This is a genomic window from Pseudomonas sp. Root569 (assembly GCF_001427465.1).
In the GTDB taxonomy this organism is placed as follows: Bacteria; Pseudomonadota; Gammaproteobacteria; order Pseudomonadales; family Pseudomonadaceae; genus Aquipseudomonas; species Aquipseudomonas synxantha.
Genome location: NZ_LMGQ01000003.1, coordinates 177,569 through 199,169, shown reverse-complemented (window position 1 = coordinate 199,169; position 21,601 = coordinate 177,569). Strand labels below are relative to the sequence as shown.

The following is a 21,601-nucleotide window of genomic DNA, read 5'->3' as shown; positions in this document are numbered from 1 at the left end:
ATGGATTTGTGCTTGCAGGCAAAAGGCTGACAAATTCTGAGTAGGTAAGATGGAGGGATCAGGCTCGTGGTTTGTCAGCTTTGTCCAGCGCAGCATATTCAGCCATTTCTTGTCTGATAAACGCCGTAATCATCGCGCGGTACACCTGCTCAGTGACCTCAGGATTGGCGCCGACCACCTGCGATAAGCCCCGCACCTTGGCAATCACCTGTTCAACCCGTTGTGGCGCCTTGACGCCATCGGTGTTTTTTTTGAAGCGTGCGGCTTGGGATACGTAGTGGCCGCGTTCGGCCATCAGAGCGACGATTTGCTGGTCAAGGACGTCGATTTTATTGCGGACTTCTTCGAGGGTAGTGCAGTGAACGGCCATATAAGTGGGCTCCTGTTTATGTGAACAATGCTAACAAAATGTGGGAGGGGGCTTGCTCCCGATTGCGGTGGGTCAGTCAAAAATACTGAGACTGACACTCTGCTATCGGGAGCAAGCCCCCTCCCACATTTTGAGTTTCACCAGGCTTTAGTTAGTAGTGATACCACTTCACTTCGAGCATCACTTCATTTACCGGCGTGGACAAGTGGCTGTATTCGCGCTGCGCACTCAGGCGCAGGCCCAGGTTGCGCGACAGTTCCCACTGCTGGTTGAGGCTGATGCTGCGCCGCACTTCGCCGTTGGTGAAGAAATCGCCCTTGGCTTCCAGGCTCAGGTTGCCCAGCGGGTTCTTCCATAGCACGCCGGTGTTGAAACCGGCGGCGGGGGAGATGGCTTCGCTGAAGTCGTTGTTGTGCTCAACGCGCACGGTGCCGAGGGCGAAGCCGAGCATGTCGTCGCTCAACTGCCAGGTACCGCCCGCGCCGCCGTTGACGTGGGCGACCAGGGTCTCGTCGTCGTGCTTGCCCGGCACGCGCTCCAGGCCGCCGGTGACTTGCCATGACCAGGGTTGCAGCAGTGCATTGCGCGGGGTCAGGGAGCGGATGGTGGCCAGGTCCAGTTGCTGCAGTTGCCAGTGGTTACCTTCGTACTGGCGCAGTTTCATTTGCAGGATTTCGATCTGGGCGCCCAGGGGGAAGCCTTCGGCGTTGTCGTTGAGGTCGTGATAGGCCATGCGCAGGCCGTATTCGCCGAAGGCTTTGTCGCCTCGGGTGCCGATGCCGGCTTGCCAGGTGCGTGATTGGTGGCCGTTCTCGGGCAAGCCTGGGGGCGTGATCTTGAGGTCGGGCGCAGGGTTCTGGTTGATCGCTCGCAGCAGCTCGAAGCTGCGCTGGGAGCGTGCACTGTCGCGCTCCAAACCGTTGGCGCGATAGCGGCCCAGACGGTAGGCGGCGTCGATGATCAGGGCCTGGCGCTCACGGGGCAGGACCTTGAAGTCTGGTTCCTGCAGTTGTTTCTGGTCATCGCTGATTTTCAATACCCACTGTTGCTCATCGCCATCCAACGGCTTGGCGCGTTCCAGCAGTTCGCGCTCACGGGAGGGCCGATAGTCGATCTTCTCCACCAGGCCCGCGTCCTTCACGGCCTTGACCGTGTCGGTAGGGATCGCCGTCAGCGGGAATTGCTCGGTCAGGCGCAGGCCGGGGCGGGCCACCTGCAGCAGCTCCAGCAGGCGATAGGAGCAGTTTTCATCGAAGAAGAAATAGTCGAACTGGATCTGCTTGAGTTCCCACACGTGCTCGACCATGCGCTTGGTCTCGACTTCGGTGAGGTTCAGGCGGTATTCCCACAGGTCGCGGTTTTCCAGGCTACGGTATTCGGAGAGTTTCTCCTGGTAGGGCACCAAGGCGAACAGACCAGGGTAGCCCCCCATCAGGCCCTTCCAGGCGTAGAGGATGCTGTTATCGGAGCCTTCGATGTAGGCGCCGAAGTTGATCGCATAGCTGAGCAACGCGGTGTTGTTGCTTTGCACATCGGCCTGGTCGATGCGCAGCAGGGTGTGGCCGAACATCGACGACGGGCTGTTGAGATAGGCCGCCGGGAAAATCATCACCGCGCTATGGGGGGCGACGTCCTTGAACCATTGGGTGAATTCTTTGCAGTCCAGAGCGGGCAGGTCGGTCAGGTGCAACTGATCCTTGAGCCAGCGGGTGCGTGCAGGGTAGACGCATTGGGCGTGTTTTTCACCCAGGCTGGCCGGTTCGTACAGCGCATCGACGGTGGCCTTTAGTTCGGCATCCGGATGGTGGGCGCCATCGGCGGCAAGGAAGAACTTCTTGTCGCTGACATAGCTGCGCCAGCCGCTGATCTTGCCGGCTTCGTAATGCCCAAGCGAAAGCCAGAACGGGTCATTGGCCAGTTGCTGCAAACGTTGATCGTCGAGGTGCGGGGCCGCATGCAGCGGGGCGCAGGCGAAGAGAGCCAGGCAAGCGAGGCGTTTGAGCATGGGGGCTACTTAAGTCGGACTGAAAAAAAGACCCAAGGGGGGCAGGTCGAAAAAATAAAACCCGCGCCTCGAAAGACGCGGGCGGGTCGAGCTTAAGCCTGGGTTGCGTATTTCGCCAGACGGGCATCACTTTTCAGTACTGCGATGGTGTTGTTGTGCACGTCGTCAGCGGTCACGTCAGCCTTGCTGAAGATCTGCTGGAAGTGCTCGTGGGTCACGGCCGCGAAGTGATCGCGATCTTCCGGGGCAACACCCAGTACCACCGCGTAGGTGGTCAGTGCTTCGCCGTTGCCTTTGGCCATGTCTTCGGACAGCTCGTTCATCATGCCATTCATGGCAATCCAGGACTTGCCGCCGTAGGTCAGGGCGCTGTTGGTGCTGCAACCGTTGGTGCCCGAGGTCATGCCGAATGTGGCGTTACCCGAGGTGCCGTTGGTGGTGGAGGCCAGGAAGTGGGCCGGAGTGCCGCGCTGGCCTTCGAACAACATGTTGCCCCAACCGCAGTTCGGGCCACCTGGTGCTTCTGCCATTGCATTGAGGGAGACGACGGTGAAGAGAGTACCAAGAAGGATCCGTTTCATAGCTTTGTTCTCTTTGTGTGCAAACCAATGGACAAGGGTTCAGGCGCTTCGCAACGCCCTAGGGGCCAGTTATTAGTCCAACCCGCGCAATTTGGAGTTTAGGCACGTTCCCGGGGTTCCGTGTTTTTTTATAAACATTCAATCTCTGGCGATTTTTTTGTAGGACGCGTGCGGTGGCTATGCTTTCCCGAAAGCGCGCCTTGCCAGAGCGCTCAACCGGGAGCCAGAATGCGCCCATCTGCCCCGCCTGATGTAAGGAAGCCCGATGCCTGATCCTGTTGCTGCCAGCTTGCGTCTAGCGCCCGAAGCGCTGACTCGCCCTTTCTCCGCTGAACAGTTCAGCTTCTCGACCACCAATGATTTGGAGCCCTTTCGCGGTGTGCTTGGCCAGGAACGTGCGGTTGAAGCCTTGCAGTTCGGCGTGGCCATGCCACGCCCCGGTTACAACGTGTTTGTCATGGGCGAGCCGGGCACCGGTCGCTTTTCGTTCGTCAAACGCTACCTGAAAGCCGAAGGCAAGCGCCTGCAGACCCCGGCAGATTGGGTCTATGTGAATAATTTCGATGAACCGCGCGAACCCCGCGCCCTGGAATTACCGGGGGGCGGCGCTGCGGCGTTTATCGCCGATATCAACGGCTTGGTCGACAACCTGGTCGCGACCTTCCCGGCAGTGTTTGAACACCCGACTTATCAACAGCGCAAAAGCGCCATCGACCGGGCGTTCAACCAGCGCTACGACAAGGCGCTTGATGTGATCGAGCGCCTGGCCCTGGAAAAGGACGTGGCGCTGTATCGCGACAGCTCCAACATCGCCTTCACGCCGATGCTCGATGGCAAGGCGCTGGACGAAGCCGAGTTCTCGCAACTGCCTGAGGCCGATCGGGAGCGTTTCCACACCGATATCTCCGAGTTGGAAGAACGTCTCAACGAAGAACTCGCCAGCCTGCCGCAGTGGAAGCGTGAGTCCAACAACCAGCTGCGCCAGTTCAACGAAGAAACCATCACACTGGCCCTGCAGCCTTTGCTGGCGCCGCTGTCGGAAAAATACGCAGAAAACGCCGGCGTCTGCGGCTACCTGCAAGCCATGCAGGTGTACCTGCTCAAAACCGTGGTCGAGCAATTGGTGGATGACGCCAAGACCGATGCCCAGGCGCGCAAGCTGCTCGAAGAGCAGTACTGCCCGAGCCTGGTGGTGGGCCATCCGCTCAACGGTGGCGCGCCAGTGGTGTTTGAACCGCACCCTACCTACGACAACCTGTTTGGCCGCATCGAATACAGCACCGACCAGGGCGCGCTCTACACCACTTATCGCCAACTGCGCCCGGGCGCCTTGCACCGCGCCAATGGCGGCTTCCTGATTCTTGAAGCCGAGAAAATGCTCAGTGAGCCGTTCGTTTGGGATGCGCTCAAGCGTTCCCTGCAATCGCGCAAGCTGAAGATGGAATCGCCCCTGGGCGAGCTGGGCCGCCTGGCTACCGTGACCCTCAACCCGCAAATGATCCCGTTGCAGGTCAAGGTGATCATCATCGGCTCGCGCCAGCTGTACTACGCATTGCAAGACGCCGATCCGGACTTCCAGGAAATGTTCCGTGTACTGGTGGATTTCGACGAAGACATCCCGATGGTCGACGAAAGCCTGGAGCAGTTCGCCCAGTTGCTGAAAACCCGCACCTCGGAAGAAGGCATGGCGCCACTGACCTCGGACGCGGTAGCGCGCCTGGCGACCTACAGTGCCCGCCTGGCGGAACACCAGGGCCGGTTGTCGGCGCGGATTGGCGATTTGTTCCAGTTGGTCAGCGAGGCGGATTTCATTCGTCACCTGGCCGGCGACGAGATGACCGATGCCGGGCATATCGAGCGCGCCCTCAAGGCCAAGGCCACGCGTACCGGCCGCGTGTCGGCGCGGATTCTTGACGACATGCTCGCCGGCGTCATTTTGATCGACACGGCTGGCGCCGCCGTGGGCAAGTGCAATGGGCTGACGGTGCTGGAGGTCGGCGACTCGGCATTCGGTGTCCCGGCGCGGATTTCCGCCACGGTATACCCGGGCGGCAGCGGGATTGTCGACATCGAGCGCGAAGTTAATCTCGGCCAGCCGATCCACTCCAAGGGCGTGATGATCCTCACCGGTTACCTGGGCAGTCGCTATGCTCAGGAATTCCCGTTGGCCATCTCCGCTAGCATCGCCCTGGAGCAATCCTACGGTTATGTGGACGGCGACAGTGCTTCCTTGGGCGAGGCCTGCACCTTGATCTCGGCCTTGTCGAAGACGCCGCTCAAGCAGTGCTTCGCCATCACCGGCTCGATCAACCAGTTTGGTGAAGTGCAGGCGGTGGGTGGGGTCAACGAGAAAATCGAAGGTTTCTTCCGTCTGTGTGAAGCACGCGGCTTGACCGGTGAGCAAGGCGCGATCATCCCCCAGGCCAACGTGGCCACGCTGATGCTCGACGAGAAGGTGTTGCAGGCCGTGCGCAACGGGCAGTTCCATATCTATGCAGTACGCCAGGCGGATGAAGCCTTGAGCCTGTTGGTGGGTGAGGATGCCGGTGAGCCGGATGCCGAGGGGCAATTCCCGGAAGGCACCGTGAATGCGCGGGTGGTTGAGCGTTTGCGGGCGATTGCCGAGATGATCAGCGAGGAAGATCTTAAGGAGGCGGAGAAAGAGCTGGCGCAGCAGGCGTTGGCAGAAGCCAAACCAACCTGATCCCTCAAGCTCGATGGAGATCAAAATGTGGGAGGGGGCTTGCTCCCGATAGCAGTGGGTCAGTCAAAATTGCTTAGACTGGCACGCTGCAATCGGGAGCAAGCCCCCTCCCACATTTGCTCCTGCGTATGTCATTAAATTGACAGTTGTCCCGGGAAAACGTCCGTTGGTCCCTACGACCTTGGTTTGGCGCGTTTTTCTTCTATTCTCAATTCAGGGATATCCACAGGAGTCGCAGGATAGAGACAGCCTCGCCTCGCGCTGGGGCTGAACACCGATCTACCGAGGGTCGCCGCCATGTCGCGCAACCTTTGCCTTACCCGCCAGTGCCTGGGCCTGGTCACCCGTATTGAATGCTCCATTCGCCCACTCGCCGGGGACAACGGACTGTGGACGTTATTGTTTGCCGCTGGAATGTCGGGCGAACAGCCTTCCACCGTCAAGTCCGAGGGCCCGTTTAACGGGCCCTGGGTGGCTGAAACAATGCTGGGCTCCATCGTCGATAACCTGACCTTGCATGGCTATGAGCAGATGGACGAACCGCAGATCTGGTGCCTGCACCTGCAAGCCCATCTGCGCCACCTCAATGGCAGTCAAGAGCGGCTGGCCCTGTAGCGCCGGCTATTTGCTCTCAGGCTTGTCCAGCTTTACCTCGAAGCCGTATTGCACGGTGCTGAGGTCGGTGCGCTGGTAACTTTCCAGCGTAGTCGGCTGGCCGTAGAAATAATGCACGTCAAACAACGCCGTGCCGTATTCCTCGGCACGGTGGCTGACGCTGAGGACCTCCTTGAGGTACTTGCCGCTGGCGTCCTTGGCATAGAAGCGCCAGCTATCGGATGGGAAATCCTTCTGGTCGACGATCAGTGCGTTGTCCTTGAGCGACAGGCCCTTGGGCAGCTTGGCCACGTCAATCGTGGTTTTTTCAATGCTCGCCAGGAAGAGCGGTACGGAGCCCACTACAAACGCCGGAGTCTCAGGGAACAGGTTGAGGTCGTAGGTGAGCGTGCCGCTGGCGGCGTTCAGCTCAAACGCCTCGGTCGGCAACTCGATAGGCTCGCCGCGTTCGCCCTTGTCGTCGGCGGTGAAGAAGGTGATAGGCGCATCGCTGTTGTTACGCTCGGCGCCGACCAGGTCATCATTGAACGTATAGGGGTGATCAAACACGATTTTCGCCGCACTGGCGTCTTCGGTCGATTGGCTGATGGTGACGCTGCGTTTGAGTTGGTCTTCGCTCATCGAGGCATCTTTTAGCCAACTGGCGGCGCTGTCGTCATACACCGTGACCGGCATCGGCAGAGCCTGAACGGTTTGCTGCAGGCTGTTTCTGTCGAAGCGCAGCACCGGCAGATTCAGGTCTTTGTGGGTGACCGTAGCTGTAGAAAAATCCAGCACATTGACCTGCAGATTGTCGATCAGCCCATTGAAATACACTTTGGCGTAATGGCTGCTCTGCTTGTGTTCGAAGGCTTTTTGCTCGTCGGTAAGCTGTTTCTCGAGGGCCTCGGACCAGGTCTTTTGTTTCTGCATTTCAGCCAATTGTTTCTCATAGAACGCCACCTGCGCGGCGCTCTCGTTGATCGAGCCTGAGCGCGTGAGAAATTGCCCGGTGCTGTCCCGTGCCTGCACCAGCAGCGGGTTCGGCGACTCGTCGCCCAGTTCGGCGGCGAGGGGGGCGCTGTTGGTCAGTTCGATCTCGGCGTAGTTCTTTTCCAGCACCAGCAGGTTGAGGGTGATATTGCCCTCGGTGCGTTTATGGCCGACGTCTTTTTTCGTCAGATCGAAAGTCAGCACCTTGCCCGGGGTGACCACTTCGACTGCGCCTTTGAGGCTGACTGGCTGTGGTTGGCTTTTGTTTTCCGTCTCGATGCCCTCGATAAACGGATACGTGACCGTCAGGTCGTCGGGATTGGTCAGGTTGGAGCTGCTCGGGCTCAGTTGGATGCCAGGGTCGGTTTCCGACCACTCCGGCTGGAAAGGAATGACTTTATTGTTGCTCAGGGTGACCGATTGCCATTCCAGGCCATGGGGGAAGGGGAACTGGTCGGGGGCGTTGAAGTTGAAAGGGAAGACCGGCTGCAAATCCGTCAGGTAGTCCGAATGGGAGGTCTTGCGCAGCACGAACAGGCCGTTGATATAGGTGTCCACCAGGGCCTGCGGGGTAGGGTAGTGCTTGAGCAGGGCCAGGCTGTCTTCGCCGTACTCGGCTTCGATGGGCTTGCTGGCAAGCTTGAGGCGCGCACGCTCCAGCAACAGCAGCGAGCCGCCGAGGTCGGCGATGGCGTCGCGCAGCTTGGGGTCTTGGATGTCGTCCAGAGACTGTTCGAATTGGGCGGTTTTCTCTTCGAGGGTGGCCTGCTTCTGCTCTTCTTTGGGGGAGCAGCCGCTGGCCATCAGCAACGCCGCGCACAGGCCGAGAGTGGCCAAAGGGGATCGCACATCCATCATCTGAGTTTTCCTGTCCGACATCATCGAGCCGAGTTAATGGTCTCGACACTAGCAGAAAAACTCTCTTACAGATGCCACTTGGGTCAGTTTTCTAGCGGTGACAGGGGCCGGGTGGCGGCTGGTATACTCGGCGCCATTTTTAGCCAAGCTGTGTGAGATTCAATGGAACGCTTTATCGAAAATACGATGTACGCCTCGCGTTGGCTGCTGGCGCCGATCTATCTGGGGCTGTCCCTGGGCTTGCTGATCCTGGCGCTGAAATTCTTCCAGGAAATCATTCACGTGATTCCCAACATCTTCACCATGTTGGAAGCGGAAGTGATCCTGTTGCTGCTGTCGCTGATCGACATGGCCCTGGTGGGCGGCCTGCTGGTGATGGTGATGATTTCCGGCTACGAGAACTTCGTCTCGCAGCTGGATATCGATGAAAACAAGGAAAAACTCAATTGGCTGGGCACCATGGACTCTTCGTCGCTGAAGATGAAAGTGGCGGCCTCCATCGTGGCGATTTCCTCCATCCACTTGCTGCGCATCTTCATGGACGCCAAGAACGTCGATCCGCAACACCTGATGTGGTATGTGATCATCCACATGACCTTCGTGGTCTCGGCGTTTGCCATGGGCTATCTGGACAAGCTCACCAAGCACTGATGCCCCGCGCCGGCCTTACTGCTCGACGAAGTAGTAAGGCTGGCGGTTGATCGCCATCTGCTTGATCACCGTGACCTTCTCGTTCAGCCGGTCGGTGTGATCCATCAGCGCAACATTGCCGGGCTTGGCAGTGAGGAATGCGCGCAGCTCGGCTTCGGTCTTAAGGATCGGCAGGTAGGCTTGCAGGTAGAACACGCTGGCGCCGGCGATCCGCTCGTTGGGCTGGAACATCGCCACCGCTTTCCCTTCGTCCTGCAGCGTCTGGATCTGACTCATCACCGGTACGAATGAGTGGCGCACGTCGGCTTTAGGTGCGAACCAGAATGCCGCGCTCAGGTAACAGGCGATGGCCAGGCTGAAAACCCCGGCGATGATGCGCCGGTGGTAACGGTACAGCGCCGGCTTGTGTGCCTTGGCCCACTCCAACAACACCCGTGCATATTCGGCGGCCAGCACGGCAGCCGCCGGGGTGAGTGCCATCAGGTAAACCGTGCGTTTGCTCGAAGCCAGGGTCAGCAAGGTGAACTGCGCCACCAGCCACACGCTGAAAAACAGACGGTAACGGTTGCGCACCAGGCTCTTACGGAAATGCCACAGGCCCAAGTACACCAGGATATTCCAAGGCAGGAAGGCCTCTGGCAGCTTGGCGATGTAATAGTAGAACGGCTCGTAGTGCCCGGCTTCGACAAACGAGCCGCTGAAGCGTCCGACGCTGTTGGTCCATAACACTTCCCCCACGGCCTGCATCCCGCCGCGTTGAAACAGAAACCCCAGCCAGATCAGCAAGGGCACCAAGGCCAACAGTGTGAACAATGCCGGCTTGAGCCAGTCGCCGATGCGCAGGCGTTTATCCATCAGGCTTGTGCTGAGCAGGTAGACGAAGATCACGATGCCCGGCATTGCCAGGCCCAACACGCCTTTACTCAGGGTGGCGATGACCATGCCGGCGGTAAACAACGCCCAGGCCCACGCACTGGAGCCTTCGCGCTCGGGCCGCACAGCCTGGTAAAACCCCAGCAATGCCATGGTCACGCCGAGGCTGAGCAACGAATCCTCACCCACCCCCCGCACATTGCCCCAGTAACTGGCCATGGTTGCCAGGATCAGCGCAGCACTGAATGCCAGCGTCTGCGGCCGCCCGAAGCGGCGCAGCATGCCGTACAGCAGCATCACGCTGAACAAACCGGCAAACGCCGACGCCAGGCGCACGGCCCCGGTGCTGGCGCCAAATAGGCGAATCGCGCCGGCATCCAGCCACAGGCTCAGGGGCGGTTTTTCCAGGAAAGGCTCGCGAAACAGGCGCGGCACCACCCAGTCATCGTCCAGGTGCATCGCCATGGCGATCCCGGACACCCGGGCCTCGGTGGAGCCTTGCAGCTCATGGTTGCCAAGGGCGAAGAAGAACAGCAGACCAGCAAGCAGGAGCAGCAGGGGAGCGGGACGCGTCATGGAATCTGGCTACCGGGGCATGAGACCGATCGGGCGACCGGTCATGGGTAGTCAGGGAGTATACGAGCGCGATTCTTAACCTTTGGTGAACGACAATAGGGTTTTATCAGCCTGGTTCAGGGTAGTTTCAAGCTGGGCAATGCCGCTTTGCCTTGTTCGGTCAGCACCGGTTCCAACTGCTCCCAGGTGAAGCTCAAGTCGTTGTCGCAACCGTCACCATTGGCCGGTGTCGAGAGTTGCAGGCCCTGGGTGTTGAAGCTGAGGTGAAAGTTGGAGTAATCGGTGATCGCGGGGCAGCCCTCGTCGGTAGTGGTTTGCTTGGCCAGCCAAGTGCTGAAGGCGGCGGGTAGCTTCAAATGGCCGGAATAGGCGTCATGCCATTGCTGATGGCCGCCGAGCCAGGTCCATGGGTCCACACTGTCACCGGTTTGCAGGTTCCAGGAGTGCAGGCCCCAACTGATGCCCATGGCGCCTTGGCCTGCGGCCCAGCGGTAGAACCGCACGGTGAGAAATTGCGATGACCAATAGGCAGGTTCAACCTCGATTTCACTGGTATAGGCCGAGCCGTTTCGACCCAGGTATTCACGCCGTTCATAAAAATAGTCGGTTAGATCTTCGTCATTGACGGCCAGGGCGGCGAGTTGCTGGTTGATCTTCTGCACTGCCGGGCTGTCACCTTCCAGCTTGAGCGTGACGCGGGGGCCTTGGGTCTTGAGCTGGTAGGTGTGGTTTTGGAAAGTTTTCTTCTCAGTCTTGATCGGCAGCGGCGCGGCTTCCATAGGCGCGTTGTAGGCATCGCTGCCGCAGCCGTCCGCGCCAATGCGGCGCAGGGCCAGTGGCAGCGGCGTGCCGCCATCTGTTTTGCTCCAAGCACCAGAAAGGGTATCGCCCTGGGGCTTTTGCAGGGCCCAGAAACCGGTATTACCTTCCTCTACCCAAGGGGCGTTGTCGTTGGCCTGGGTCAACTGGATAGGGGTACGGATGCGCTGGTAGTAATAACTGCCATGCTCCCCGTCGGCGCCATTGAAACAGACGGTAATAGCGGACTTGCCCAAAGTACCTTGCCAAACCCCGTCCAGCTCGGCAGCGGTTGCGAATGAAGGGATGAAGGCGAGGGCGATGACGGCAAAGGGCTTGAACACGGGTATCTGACTTCCGGTTGTCTGATAAAGGCCGTCAGGGTAATGGGAAGTGTGAGGGGATGCCAGCGGGCGAGGTGCGGTGAGGCGTCTCGCCCTTTTTCGTGTTTTAGGGCTGTGGTGTCTGGCTAGTGAATGGCTGGGTGTTCAGGACTCGTTCTACGAGTAACTCACCCAGAACGATCAATTGCTGAGCGGCCAGCAACTTGTGGCGGTGCGCGCCTTCAAGCTCGAAAGCCAAGTCGGTAGTCATGGCGTTGAGAGAGGCGAGGGTTTCGCTGGCTTGGATTAGCAGGGTTTCGGGGTGGATGTCTTCGGCGAGGATGAAGAGGGTGGTTGGGGGATTGGGGGTGATTTTTTTCATGATGAAGCTCCCACACTGTTTAAGGAGCTGCCTCTCCCTGCTGTCAAACAGGAATGGGTGGCAGCTGTACGCGGGTTGACAGACCGGAAGTGTAGGAACCCGGCGCACCCGAAGATGCCCCACGCACAGCCGCCATGAACGGGGCGGAATGCGTAAGCATGCCGCCTTATCACGGGGTGTGAAAGGTTACACTTTTCGGCCTGTCAAAGCCGGTCGCTGATCATCAGCGACGCAAAGAAGTTAGCGTTGTGAGGTGGCTTGCGCTAGTTCACCAACAGCGCGGCAACTTGCGGGAAAATTCCGAAGCTCGGCCCTGTTGGCGTCCCCCGTCGTCAGGCTCTGTTAAAAGCTCCAATCCTCAGCCTGAACCAACTGGCAGAACGGCCCATTGAGCGTGGCATTGTGATGAGCCACGATGGCCTCGGCTTTCATCAAGGGCGTATCAGAACAGGTATGACCGTCGGCGATAAGTACCGCATCGAAGCCAAGATCACGTGCGGCGCGGCAGGTGCTGTCGACGCAGTATTGCGTTTTCATCCCAGTGACTACCACGCCGGTGGCGCCGCTGGAGCGCAAATTATCAGCAAGGTCTGTCATCGCAAAAGCGTTGGGCCGCCGCTTTTCGAACACCACTTCTCCACCTAGCAACTTCAGTTCCTCTGCAACCAGCGTAAGCGGGCTACCCGATTCGATTGGCGAGCCAGCGGGGCCGATGTGACGGGCGAGAAAAATCGGCGCGCCTGCGCTGCGGGCCTTATCCATCAGGGTATTGAGCGTTTCCAACAGATCGTCGCAGCGCCAGGGTTTTTCCGGGCCGTGGATGAGTCCAACTTGGATATCGAGTATCAACAGGGCGTACATAGGTGCATCTCCTTGCGTGTGAACCAGCGACACAAGGGCATAAAAAAAGGCCCTGTCCATCGCTGGCGGGCCTTTGAAGTTCGTTGGCTAATGGCTCACGACACCTCGCACGCTCCGCTTTCGGCGGTCGTGGTGGTGGTTGTCGAGGTGAGGCCATAGGTAGTCATGACCTGACACTAGCAATATCGCCGACGACTGGCAACCCAGCATCCAATGTCGCCTCAGTGCGCAAAACAGTCGTCTAGGTTCAAGTCACCAGCGCCCACCTATTGCATGCTTGAGTTCAAACGCTGGCATAAAGGAGGCCACGCTGATGCAATCACAAGAAAAGGACCTGTCTCTTGTTAACAACCTCTCGTTCAGCAGCGATGAAATCGAAGCATTTCGTCGCCAGGGGTTTATCAAACTCAAAGACTTCTTATCTGAGCACGCCATTCAATCCTTGAAGCAGGCGGCGCGTTCAAAAGTGATCTCAGCTCGGGAGTCGCAGTCCGCCTATGGGGATTCTTTCAGCCGGTTGACCTACGATCTGGGGACAACCGACGCGGTGAAAAACATCTACTCCTCAATCGCTTTCAGGACGGCCTTGGTGACGTTAATCGGGCATCCGCTGATCATGACCGAGTCCCAGAGTTTCGAGCTTACCCCGCATAAAGAAGGTTTTGCCTGGCACTACGATTCCCTGAGTTTCAGGTACATCCGCCCTCAGGACGCCGCCTTCAGCGTGTGGATCCCGTTGGACCCTATCGACAATTCAGGCCAGCGCGGGGGCATGGCTTATTTAGCCGAAGACATCTATAGCGCAAAAGCGAATTTCCAGATGGCCAGCCTGATTTCCAAAAGGATGGATGCCGGCGTTGCCGTGGAGGATTTTTCCGCGCATTTGAGAGCGGTGTTCCAAACCCCCAGCCTGCTCACCGACCTGTTTGAAACGTATAAAACCCAGGACGATTTTGCATTGGGCGACGTACTGCTGTTCACCAAATCGATGTGGCACCGCTCTGAACCGCTCTTGCCAGGACCGCTCGCGACTCGCCTGGCGGTGACCATGCGTTTTCTCGATTGGCGTTCACGATTGGGCAAAACGATGTTCGAAGGCGAGTCTGAAAGCGGTGGCGGCGTAGGGATGGGGGTCAACTGGGGCAGGCCGACCCAGACCGCCTATGGTTCGCAATTTACCGACATCAATGACGGCGAGGAAATTCGCACTTCCACGTATTGCGGCCCTGTCATCTGATGTTCTCGGAAAAATCGCCTGCTGAGGAGCGCTAATGTCCAGATCCTACGTGCTGGGGGTGGCAGCTGCGGTATTTGCTACTTTCAGCTGGGCGCTTAATTTTCTGTCGCCCTACATGATGGGCGCGCTCGGTCCGATTGACTTCATCACTCTGCGGTTCATCGTATCCGGCGGCATCGGCCTGGTAATGCTGCGCATCTATTGGCCTGGCGACCCCGTTTTAACCAGGCGCTCAATCCTCAACGCCGGGCTGCTGGGCGTGCTTGGCTACGCGGTGTACATCGGTTGCATCATGGGCAGCGTGCTCAATGGCGGCGCTATCATCGCCCCGGCATTCCTGAGCGCTACACCGGTCATCATCGCGGTGGCGGGCAATATGATCGAGCGCACCACCACCTGGAGCAGCCTCGCTGTTCCCATCATGCTGGCGGTTTGCGGGTTGGTCGCGGCGAACTATGGCACCTTGGTCGGGGTTTTAGACAATGACCTGACCTCCTACCTGGCCGCAGTCAGCTACGCCGTGGGGGCGGTGCTGACTTGGCTGATGTTCAGCATACTCAACCAGAAGATGCTGGCGAAAATCCCCAGGGTACACGCAGGCCTATGGACCGGCCTGATGATGGTCGGCGCCGGTCTGAGCGTGGTTGTGTTCGTGCCGTTCGGGCTGGTACTGGACCTGTACACCTATCCGCACCTGGACCTGCACTTGGGCAACACCCTGCCGGTGCTGGCTGCCGCAGCGGCGCTGGCCTGTGTTGCCTCCGTTGGCGGCGCATGGGCCTGGAACTTTGCCAGCCAGCGGCTACCGATGGCCCTGTCCGGGCAGCTTATTTCAGTGGAAACCATATTCGCAGTCGCCTTTGGGCTGATCGCCGAGCAGCGCTTGCCTACCGGCCTTGAGGTTCTGGGCATCGTTGGGCTGCTGGCAGGTGCTTCGATTGCGGTAAGGGTGATGGCTCAAGGTAATCGCGAAGGGGTGAAGGTGCAGACTTGAGTGATCGAGCTGGCGGGTGCGGCGGGGTATGGCGATAGCTGAACAACAGCGTTGATCAGAATTTAATCAACCTGAAACGATAGGCCACGACCAGCACCGTTGGCCAGAACAGTGTATTGACAATGTCATGGAGGCTCGCGCCCCACCGCCAGTATCCCAAGCTCGCCTTATCATCCATAAGATCGAACAACTCGATGAGGCTCGCCCCCGCCAACACCACCAACCAACTGCTGAGTGAGCCCAAGGATTTTCGAGTGATGCAGCTGGTAGCGATCAGCAAACCCAGACCTACATAGATATGCAGGGCGTCCCTCGAGAGACCGGTGGCTGAGATGATGCCAAGCTTGAGTGATTGCAGTGTGGAAGGGTCCATTGAGTGTTTCCTCGTTTACCGGGGCTTAGGTCCATGATAGTTACCCGTGGTTTGATGGGTTGTCACGTTCAATAGCCGGACATGAAAGCCCATTCGTTTCAGGGCCACGTTGGCTGTCTGGCTTACGATGGGCTGGGGGGGGGTGGGCATTGCTTTCGTTTGGCTGGACGCCGTAGAGGGTGTTGCTGAAAAGCGGCTGAGTCTTGCGAGAGTCCGCGTCAACCGATACCCACTTGTCATGCTTCAGATGCAGAAAAACCCGCACTGGGCGGGCTTCTCTGGTGTGTCGATTGGTGGAGCCGGGGGGATTAAAGATTTATACATAAGATATTGTTTTAAATGGATTTATTTAAAAGTTCATTATTAAATGCCCCCATAAGTGCCCCCGTGCATATATTTCCGATGAGCGGCTATTTAAGGAGTTGAACTGGCGTCCTGAATCTCGTTAGCGACCGGGCGAGGCCAGTCAACCACCGGGAGCATTTAATAGAGTCGGTCGTGTACAGCACAACCTCGGTTAGCTGGCCAGAAGGGTTTGATGCCCAGCTCAGACCGGTTGCTGGGTAGATGTCAGGTCACGCAGATGGGTTTTTTCAGCGGCAGCGCACCATGGGCTCATCTAAGACGATTTGAGCTGAGGTGCGGTATGAGACACTCGATGGTTACCTGCCACAACTGTGGCAAAGCGATGGTTCCGAGAGCGTCATATAGCCGTGGTTTCTGGGGGTATTCGCCTTCGTTCAATCATTGCCCCTTTTGCCTGAGTGAGAACTGGCACGGCGGAAATCCAGCGTTAGGGGCTCGACTGTTCGCGTTGGTAGGCCTAGCTCTTGGTGTTCTGGCCTGCGTATTGGTGGGGGCTCTTCTGTTCAAGGTGCAGTGGTGGCTTGGTGTCGAAGGACAGTGGTCTCTATTGACGCTTGGCACATGTGCTGTGTCGGTTACCGCGGGATACCATTTTTACAACTGGTTTGTTGATTGCTGACCGGTGATCGTGCTGTGGAAGGCAGCAATCGGCCAAAAGAGGACGGTGGACACATTGATGGCAAATGGCTAGCCTGAGGCAAAAGAGGACAGATTTATTTTCTCTCCCCTACCTTTTTCTCCTTGGAAATTAAGAAACATCATGCCATCTACAGAAAATCATCCAAGTTTTCCCCTGACTATAGACAGAAATCAAAAAATTTGGCGATACATGGATTTCACGAAATTCATGCATCTTTTAACCACGCGGAGCTTGTGGTTCAATCGAAGTGATAAATTCGAAGATCCATTTGAAGGAAGATACCCATTAAAAAACCTACAACAAATGCGGGGGAGTTCGTGGGGAATTATGGAGAAATTAATTAATCATATGAGGCAGTTCACATATGTAAACTGCTGGTACATATCAAATCATGAATCCGCCGCCATGTGGAAGCTCTATGCGCAGACGAATGAGGCTATAGCAATTCAAACAACTTACGAAAAACTACACATGTTAATGCCGAACGAATGCTTTATCGGCGAGTTGAATTATATCGATTACAAAAACGATGTGATTGATTTGTATAACGCATTCAACCCTCACATGATAAAGAGAAATTCATTCTCACATGAGAGGGAACTTAGGGCTCTAATCCAAGATAACAAAGCCTCCAGTAAGGCCACCCCTGATGGCAAGGGTAGCATGCACGATTACTCAGCGATAAACGAAAAGTTTGGGATTCCCGTCGAGGTAAACCCTACGGACCTCATCCATAGCATATGTGTTGCGCCAATGTCGCCAAAATGGTTCAAGCAGCTAGTAAAGGAAATATGCATTAATCACGGCTTTGATGAGAAATCAATTATTGTCTCCGAGCTAGAAGATGAACCCTATTAATCTAACTATGCGCTAGGCAGATCGAAGCTAACCCTGGGGCTGCTCACTAGCTTAATTTCAAACTTCCTCTATGGGGCGTTTACAGCCGGTCACCTCAGGCAGAAAACGACCAAAAGCGGGCATAGCCTCATAGCGTTTTGCAAACCTGTCGAAACATTTGATCACAAAAATACCAAGCCTAACTAGAACTTAAACGCCAACCAAAATTTACTCATTTGGAGAAACCTCTTGGAGACACATGACTACGCCAACCAAATAAGGGAAAACATTGAATATCAAATAAAAAAACTTTCAATGTTCTGGAGCTTAAGAGAGAAGACAATCAGAAGGCTTCTGGAAGAGGTCGCAAATAAAAAATCACCAGATATTGAAAATATAAACATCAATCAGGCATTAACCGACTCGATCATGAACTCGATGGCGTCTTTGATTGACTATTACTACATTTACTGTTTTTTGAAAATGGGAATAACCGAACACCACATTACAAAAGTTCAGTACAGACCGCTGAACAATTACAATCTTCGGAAAACCTACCCTTCGAAAGGGAAAAACGAAAAAATAGCTTCGATGGAGCACATTAGAAACGACACAAGAGTCAGGATCATAGAAGTCAGCCAACAAGACCCAAGCAAATTAACTGGAAATGATTACTGGCCAATATTTTTCGGAAACGCAATCGCCAGCCATCTGAAAGATACAGGAATGATGGATAGAACACAAAATTTCAACTTTGATTATTGCGATGATTCCTTCTCAATTCCAAGCCTGGCGCTGAAATATCATGAATATATGTATCGATTTTATTGCAACGAACACTTCTCTCACGGTGTGAAGTACAATATTTTTCTGGATATAAACAACTGCCTAAAACACAACATAATTCCTTACGTGAAACCAAAAATAGAGAAGCTCGCGGGCGAGCTTAGAGGTTTTTTGTATTTCAAATTCACGAATGCAAGCAAAATTTTTTTAAAGCCTGGAATATTAAAAAGCGTTGTAGAAATGGACTTTGAAAGACTCAGAAAAAACCTAAAGGTGCTTCACACAGATAAAAAAAACTACACATTCGAAATCGAAAAAGAACTTGGGATCGATAAGGTTATCACTACCGACTCAGAAAACGGCTACATTAGTGATGGGGAACTTTGTTTTTACATTGACAATGTTTTAATGAGGAAAAGTCACGATGCCACTTATATTGAAGCTGGTATCAACCTGAAGCTGGTGTTAGGCAGGCTCATCACTGACATTGAACAGGGAATCCGTCTAAAATTCAGCGAACTTGAATTATCCTAGACACCATTTAAAGTACACCAGTGAAATAAAAGCTGGTACCTACCCTGAGTTGGCACCAGCAATCTATTACAGGTAGAAATTTCCTATGCAGAAAAACTCATTACCCGGCGTTGCGCATCATGATGCACTTACCATCGGCACATTCATGCCACCTATTTTCGGTAGCTTATAAGCGAAGTGCATTGATAAACTGCTAACCACATACCTATGTGCCATTCGGATTTTTGTGAACTCCGGTATATCCAAGGGATTGCCACATATTCACTCCATTGAGCTTTGGTATGTCTACACATATGGGGGCTAGAACCAAGCCACATCCAAAGAGAACGCCTGCACGGAGCGTACGAAGTCTTCACTACTGTGTCTAGGTTGACTTCGAGTTGTTTTCTCCAGTCGTGAAGGTCCGCTTTTGGCCGTAAGCGGTCACCAAACAGGTTTGCTTGCCGCTCATCAATGGAAGGCTGACAAGGAAGAAATTAGAAGCTGGCTTACCCCCGCATGACCTTGTTCCAATCGATCTCATGACCGGCGGCTTCAAGCTCACGGCCCAAGGCTTGTTTCCAGCTATTACCTTCCATGGGCTCCCACACCAGCAAAATCACTAGGAATCTCCAGAGTGCCGCGTTTCAACGCACAGACCTTGGCGCGGCCTAAACGGCCCAGAAAATAGCCCAACTCCAGCAGGACGTTCTGCCGGGCTCGCGGCTCCGGCTTGCCTCCTTTGGCACAACCCTCGTCGTCCGGCGTCAGCAGCACCACGGCAAAATCCACTTGTCCATGTGCTTCGACCTTCTCCATGACCGTACGGCCCTGATTGGCTTGCTCGTGCAAAATGATCGGCTCAAAGCCCAGCTGCATCAAAAATCGAGCCACGGTCTCACGTGCGCCTTCATCATGGCCAAGGGCCTGTTCGAGTTCTTCGATGAGTGAGTTCATGATTTCGGCGGCTAGCAGTAGTTGATGGATCAGCCCTGCACATTGCCCCGCTTCCACTTTGCCGTCGCTGACATCGCCGTCGAATGAGGCTTGCTTCAAACTGGCAGAAGCCAGCAGTGAAGCGTCGGCGTCGGGCGCAGCCTGTGGCATGCCGTCGCGCTCGGCCTGTTCAACTCGTTCGGTAAAAGCGTTGCGCACGCTGCGTACCGGTAACGCTCCACGTCCGACCAGGACGGTGTCGCCAGTGTCGGCGTCGAGTACTTTTTGCTTATAGGCAGGATGCAGGAACGCTTCCTCGGACAGCATGAAACGTGTGCCTAACCCTGCTTACGTCTCCGATTACCAGATCAGGTCCCCGATTATCCGTAGGGTGTCCTTCACCGGCTCGACGGCCATAGGCCGACAGCTTGGTGCTCTGGCTGCGTCTCACTTGAAATTGACAACGATGGAGTTAGGGGGGCATGCACCGTTTATCGTGTGTGAGGATGCCGATATTGAGGGCGCTGCCACTTTGGCTTTTTCGCAACGCCGGGCAGGTATGTGCCTCGCCCTCGCGTTTCTACGTGCATGAAACAGTATTCGCCGCTTTCGCTCAAAGATTTACCGAGTTAGCAGACCAGCTCAAGATAGGTGACGGATTCGCTCCAACCAGTCAGATGAGACCGTTGGCCAACGCTCGGTGTTTGATGATGGTTCAGGAGTTGCTGGCTGACGCAGCAGAGCTGGGGGGGGGAACGTTAACGGGAGGGAAGCGCATTGGTGACAAGGGCCATTTTTTCGAACCGACAGTATTGGTCGATGTACCGCAACAGGCACGACTCCTCAACGAGCAGCCTTTCGGTCCTGTGGCACCGTTACTGCGCTTCACTGATCTGGATAGCGTCATTGCCCAAGCTAACAGCCTGGAGTATGGGCTGGCAGCGTTCGGGTTCACCAAGTCGTTGAAAACGGCGACCGAGTTGGGTAATCGCTTACAGGCACGAATGGTCTCGATCAACCACTTTGGCCTAGCCTTGCCGGAAACTCCGTTTGGTGGAGTCAGGGCGAGTGGTCATGGTAGCGGAGGTGGAACAGAAGGCCTTGAGGCTTACTTGACGACGAAGTTGATCAGTCAGATAGGCATTTGAAGACAGCCCAAGACCGCTCAGTCCACGAAAGTTGGGTGGTTTTGAGTTTTCAAATTCTTCATGGGTGTTACTTGTTGAGACGACGGTGTAGCGCTGAGATGAATATGGGGAAAGGAATTACATTTTTCTCCGAAAGTCTTCAACCCACCTCAGTGAACAATAAGATATTTGGTGTCGGAGCTATCGGAACAGAAGTGTTTGTGACTTGTGGCTCAGCACTTGCAGTGATCTGTGGTTATTTTGCGGCTTCTGCGTTTTTTTGTTGCTTGACTGTGCTTGAGTTTATTATGCAGTTAGACTAAGTAGTCAATCTAATTAACACGGCGCAAATCTACACCTGCTTCTGGGGAGAGGAGATGAGAAAGGTTGATTCTGAGTAGCATCAGGCAAAGCTGCGCCATATCCTCGAAGCTGCCGTCATGTGCTTTTCCGAAAAAGGCTTTCGCGGCACGTCGACCAATGAGATCTGTGCCGCTGAAGGATGAGTCCTGGCAACCTGTTTCATTATTTTCCCAATAAACAGGCAATGATTGAGGCCATTGCGGAGCACGATCGGCGCGAAATGAGTGAGCGTTTCGCCCAGCTTGCCGATGAGCCCGATGCCATGGTAGTTGTTGAGCGATTAGCAAAGGACATCTTGAAGCAATGCACCATACTATCGTGCGATGAAGGCGAAGCACGGAGATCTTGTCTTTTATTCCCGTAAATCTTTGAGAGAGTAAAGCTATGACAAAAATACGTCTCTATCAGTTAAGTGACTTTGATGAGTGCCTGCGTCTGTTTGATGGCAACACACCAGATTTCTTCGACGCAACAGAGCGCACAGCATTCTGTGATTTTCTGCGCACTTCGAGTCAAACATTCTACGTCGTTGAGCGGTGCGAGAAGATCCTCGCTTGTGGGGGGTATGCTCTTGGGCACGGCGATGGTGTGGCTAGTCTTTGCTGGGGAATGGTCGACCAAAAACTACATGGCCAAGGTTTGGGGCGCGCATTGATTGAGGCCCGACTCTCGGCAATACGAGCTCTGCCGTCAATCAAAATGGTGTGTATAAGTACGAGTCAACACACACAACGCTTCTATGGCAGATTCGGTTTCGTTCCTGTAAAGGTCACGCCTGATGGTCATGGACCAGGCATGGATTGTTGGGATATGACCCTGCAGTTGCGTCAATAGATAGGTATGGGGCCGGCAAGGGCCCG

At 55.6% G+C, this 21,601-nt stretch carries 19 protein-coding genes and 1 pseudogene; 10 read left to right on the top strand and 10 right to left on the bottom strand.

What is annotated here, in order from left to right; translation table 11 throughout:
- Positions 1–58 precede the first annotated feature (58 nt).
- The 3 genes from ASD70_RS04555 to ASD70_RS04545 all read right to left on the bottom strand — a co-directional run bounded on the left by ASD70_RS04555 (position 59) and on the right by ASD70_RS04545 (position 2,956).
- A complete protein-coding gene (locus tag ASD70_RS04555) occupies positions 59–370 on the bottom strand; it encodes a chorismate mutase (protein WP_056845779.1) in 312 nt (103 codons plus the stop codon).
- Between the two features lie 151 nt (positions 371–521).
- Positions 522–2,375, bottom strand: coding sequence for an Lnb N-terminal periplasmic domain-containing protein (locus ASD70_RS04550; protein WP_056845778.1), 1,854 nt, complete (start codon positions 2,373–2,375; stop codon positions 522–524).
- A gap of 92 nt (positions 2,376–2,467) precedes the next feature.
- Positions 2,468–2,956 (bottom strand): DUF3015 domain-containing protein, encoded by a 489-nt coding sequence (locus ASD70_RS04545; RefSeq protein ID WP_003194274.1) that lies wholly within the window; start codon positions 2,954–2,956, stop codon positions 2,468–2,470.
- 265 nt (positions 2,957–3,221) lie between these two features.
- On the opposite strand from ASD70_RS04545, the gene ASD70_RS04540 reads away from it, so the two are divergent.
- The gene (locus ASD70_RS04540) at positions 3,222–5,660 is read left to right on the top strand and encodes a Lon protease family protein (protein WP_046069590.1); all 2,439 of its coding nucleotides are present in this window, start codon (positions 3,222–3,224) and stop codon (positions 5,658–5,660) included.
- A gap of 297 nt (positions 5,661–5,957) precedes the next feature.
- A complete protein-coding gene (locus tag ASD70_RS04535) occupies positions 5,958–6,275 on the top strand; it encodes a PA4575 family protein (protein ID WP_046069589.1) in 318 nt (105 codons plus the stop codon).
- Between the two features lie 6 nt (positions 6,276–6,281).
- Here ASD70_RS04535 and ASD70_RS04530 read toward each other — a convergent pair whose 3' ends face one another.
- Positions 6,282–8,105: a hypothetical protein gene (locus ASD70_RS04530; RefSeq protein WP_080944667.1), complete on the bottom strand. Its 1,824-nt coding sequence runs from the start codon at positions 8,103–8,105 to the stop codon at positions 6,282–6,284.
- Positions 8,106–8,267: 162 nt separating this feature from the next.
- On the opposite strand from ASD70_RS04530, the gene ASD70_RS04525 reads away from it, so the two are divergent.
- Complete coding sequence (locus ASD70_RS04525; RefSeq protein ID WP_005791582.1) at positions 8,268–8,756, top strand: TIGR00645 family protein; 489 nt, start codon at positions 8,268–8,270, stop codon at positions 8,754–8,756.
- Positions 8,757–8,771: 15 nt separating this feature from the next.
- Here the strand turns inward: ASD70_RS04525 and ASD70_RS04520 are convergent, their stop codons facing one another.
- The 4 genes from ASD70_RS04520 to ASD70_RS04505 form a co-directional block, all read right to left on the bottom strand.
- Positions 8,772–10,205, bottom strand: a complete 1,434-nt coding sequence (locus ASD70_RS04520) for an ArnT family glycosyltransferase (RefSeq protein ID WP_056845777.1) — start codon at positions 10,203–10,205, stop codon at positions 8,772–8,774.
- A 116-nt stretch (positions 10,206–10,321) separates the two neighbouring features.
- The gene (locus tag ASD70_RS04515) at positions 10,322–11,347 is read right to left on the bottom strand and encodes a hypothetical protein (RefSeq protein ID WP_056845776.1); all 1,026 of its coding nucleotides are present in this window, start codon (positions 11,345–11,347) and stop codon (positions 10,322–10,324) included.
- Positions 11,348–11,453: 106 nt separating this feature from the next.
- The gene (locus tag ASD70_RS04510; protein WP_046069586.1) at positions 11,454–11,708 is read right to left on the bottom strand and encodes a DUF6124 family protein; all 255 of its coding nucleotides are present in this window, start codon (positions 11,706–11,708) and stop codon (positions 11,454–11,456) included.
- A 342-nt stretch (positions 11,709–12,050) separates the two neighbouring features.
- Positions 12,051–12,569 (bottom strand): cysteine hydrolase family protein, encoded by a 519-nt coding sequence (locus tag ASD70_RS04505; protein WP_056845775.1) that lies wholly within the window; start codon positions 12,567–12,569, stop codon positions 12,051–12,053.
- A 313-nt stretch (positions 12,570–12,882) separates the two neighbouring features.
- Between ASD70_RS04505 and ASD70_RS04500 the strand changes: the two genes are divergently transcribed.
- Complete coding sequence (locus ASD70_RS04500; RefSeq protein ID WP_056845774.1) at positions 12,883–13,806, top strand: phytanoyl-CoA dioxygenase family protein; 924 nt, start codon at positions 12,883–12,885, stop codon at positions 13,804–13,806.
- Between the two features lie 34 nt (positions 13,807–13,840).
- Complete coding sequence (locus ASD70_RS04495) at positions 13,841–14,800, top strand: DMT family transporter (RefSeq protein ID WP_056845773.1); 960 nt, start codon at positions 13,841–13,843, stop codon at positions 14,798–14,800.
- A gap of 55 nt (positions 14,801–14,855) precedes the next feature.
- Here the strand turns inward: ASD70_RS04495 and ASD70_RS04490 are convergent, their stop codons facing one another.
- Entirely contained in the window at positions 14,856–15,173 is a 318-nt protein-coding gene (locus ASD70_RS04490; RefSeq protein ID WP_056845772.1) for a hypothetical protein, read from the bottom strand.
- A gap of 1,126 nt (positions 15,174–16,299) precedes the next feature.
- Here ASD70_RS04490 and ASD70_RS04485 point away from each other — a divergent pair.
- Both ASD70_RS04485 and ASD70_RS04480 read left to right on the top strand, forming a co-directional pair.
- The gene (locus tag ASD70_RS04485) at positions 16,300–17,037 is read left to right on the top strand and encodes a hypothetical protein (protein ID WP_148666880.1); all 738 of its coding nucleotides are present in this window, start codon (positions 16,300–16,302) and stop codon (positions 17,035–17,037) included.
- Positions 17,038–17,265: 228 nt separating this feature from the next.
- The gene (locus tag ASD70_RS04480) at positions 17,266–18,336 is read left to right on the top strand and encodes a hypothetical protein (protein ID WP_056845771.1); all 1,071 of its coding nucleotides are present in this window, start codon (positions 17,266–17,268) and stop codon (positions 18,334–18,336) included.
- Between the two features lie 567 nt (positions 18,337–18,903).
- Here the strand turns inward: ASD70_RS04480 and ASD70_RS29250 are convergent.
- Complete coding sequence (locus ASD70_RS29250; protein WP_236708685.1) at positions 18,904–19,578, bottom strand: TIR domain-containing protein; 675 nt, start codon at positions 19,576–19,578, stop codon at positions 18,904–18,906.
- Between ASD70_RS29250 and ASD70_RS04465 the strand changes: the two are divergent.
- The 3 genes and pseudogenes from ASD70_RS04465 (at position 19,577) to ASD70_RS28120 (ending at position 21,575) form a co-directional block, all read left to right on the top strand.
- A pseudogene (locus ASD70_RS04465) lies at positions 19,577–20,399 on the top strand (aldehyde dehydrogenase family protein). The gene ASD70_RS29250 and the pseudogene ASD70_RS04465 overlap by 2 nt on opposite strands.
- Positions 20,400–20,818: 419 nt before the next feature.
- Positions 20,819–20,884 (top strand): hypothetical protein, encoded by a 66-nt coding sequence (locus ASD70_RS29905; RefSeq protein ID WP_236648095.1) that lies wholly within the window; start codon positions 20,819–20,821, stop codon positions 20,882–20,884.
- 241 nt (positions 20,885–21,125) lie between these two features.
- Positions 21,126–21,575 carry a GNAT family N-acetyltransferase gene (locus tag ASD70_RS28120; RefSeq protein WP_082561403.1) on the top strand — a complete coding sequence of 150 codons (450 nt, stop codon included), beginning with the start codon at positions 21,126–21,128 and terminating at the stop codon, positions 21,573–21,575.
- Positions 21,576–21,601: the final 26 nt, after the last annotated feature.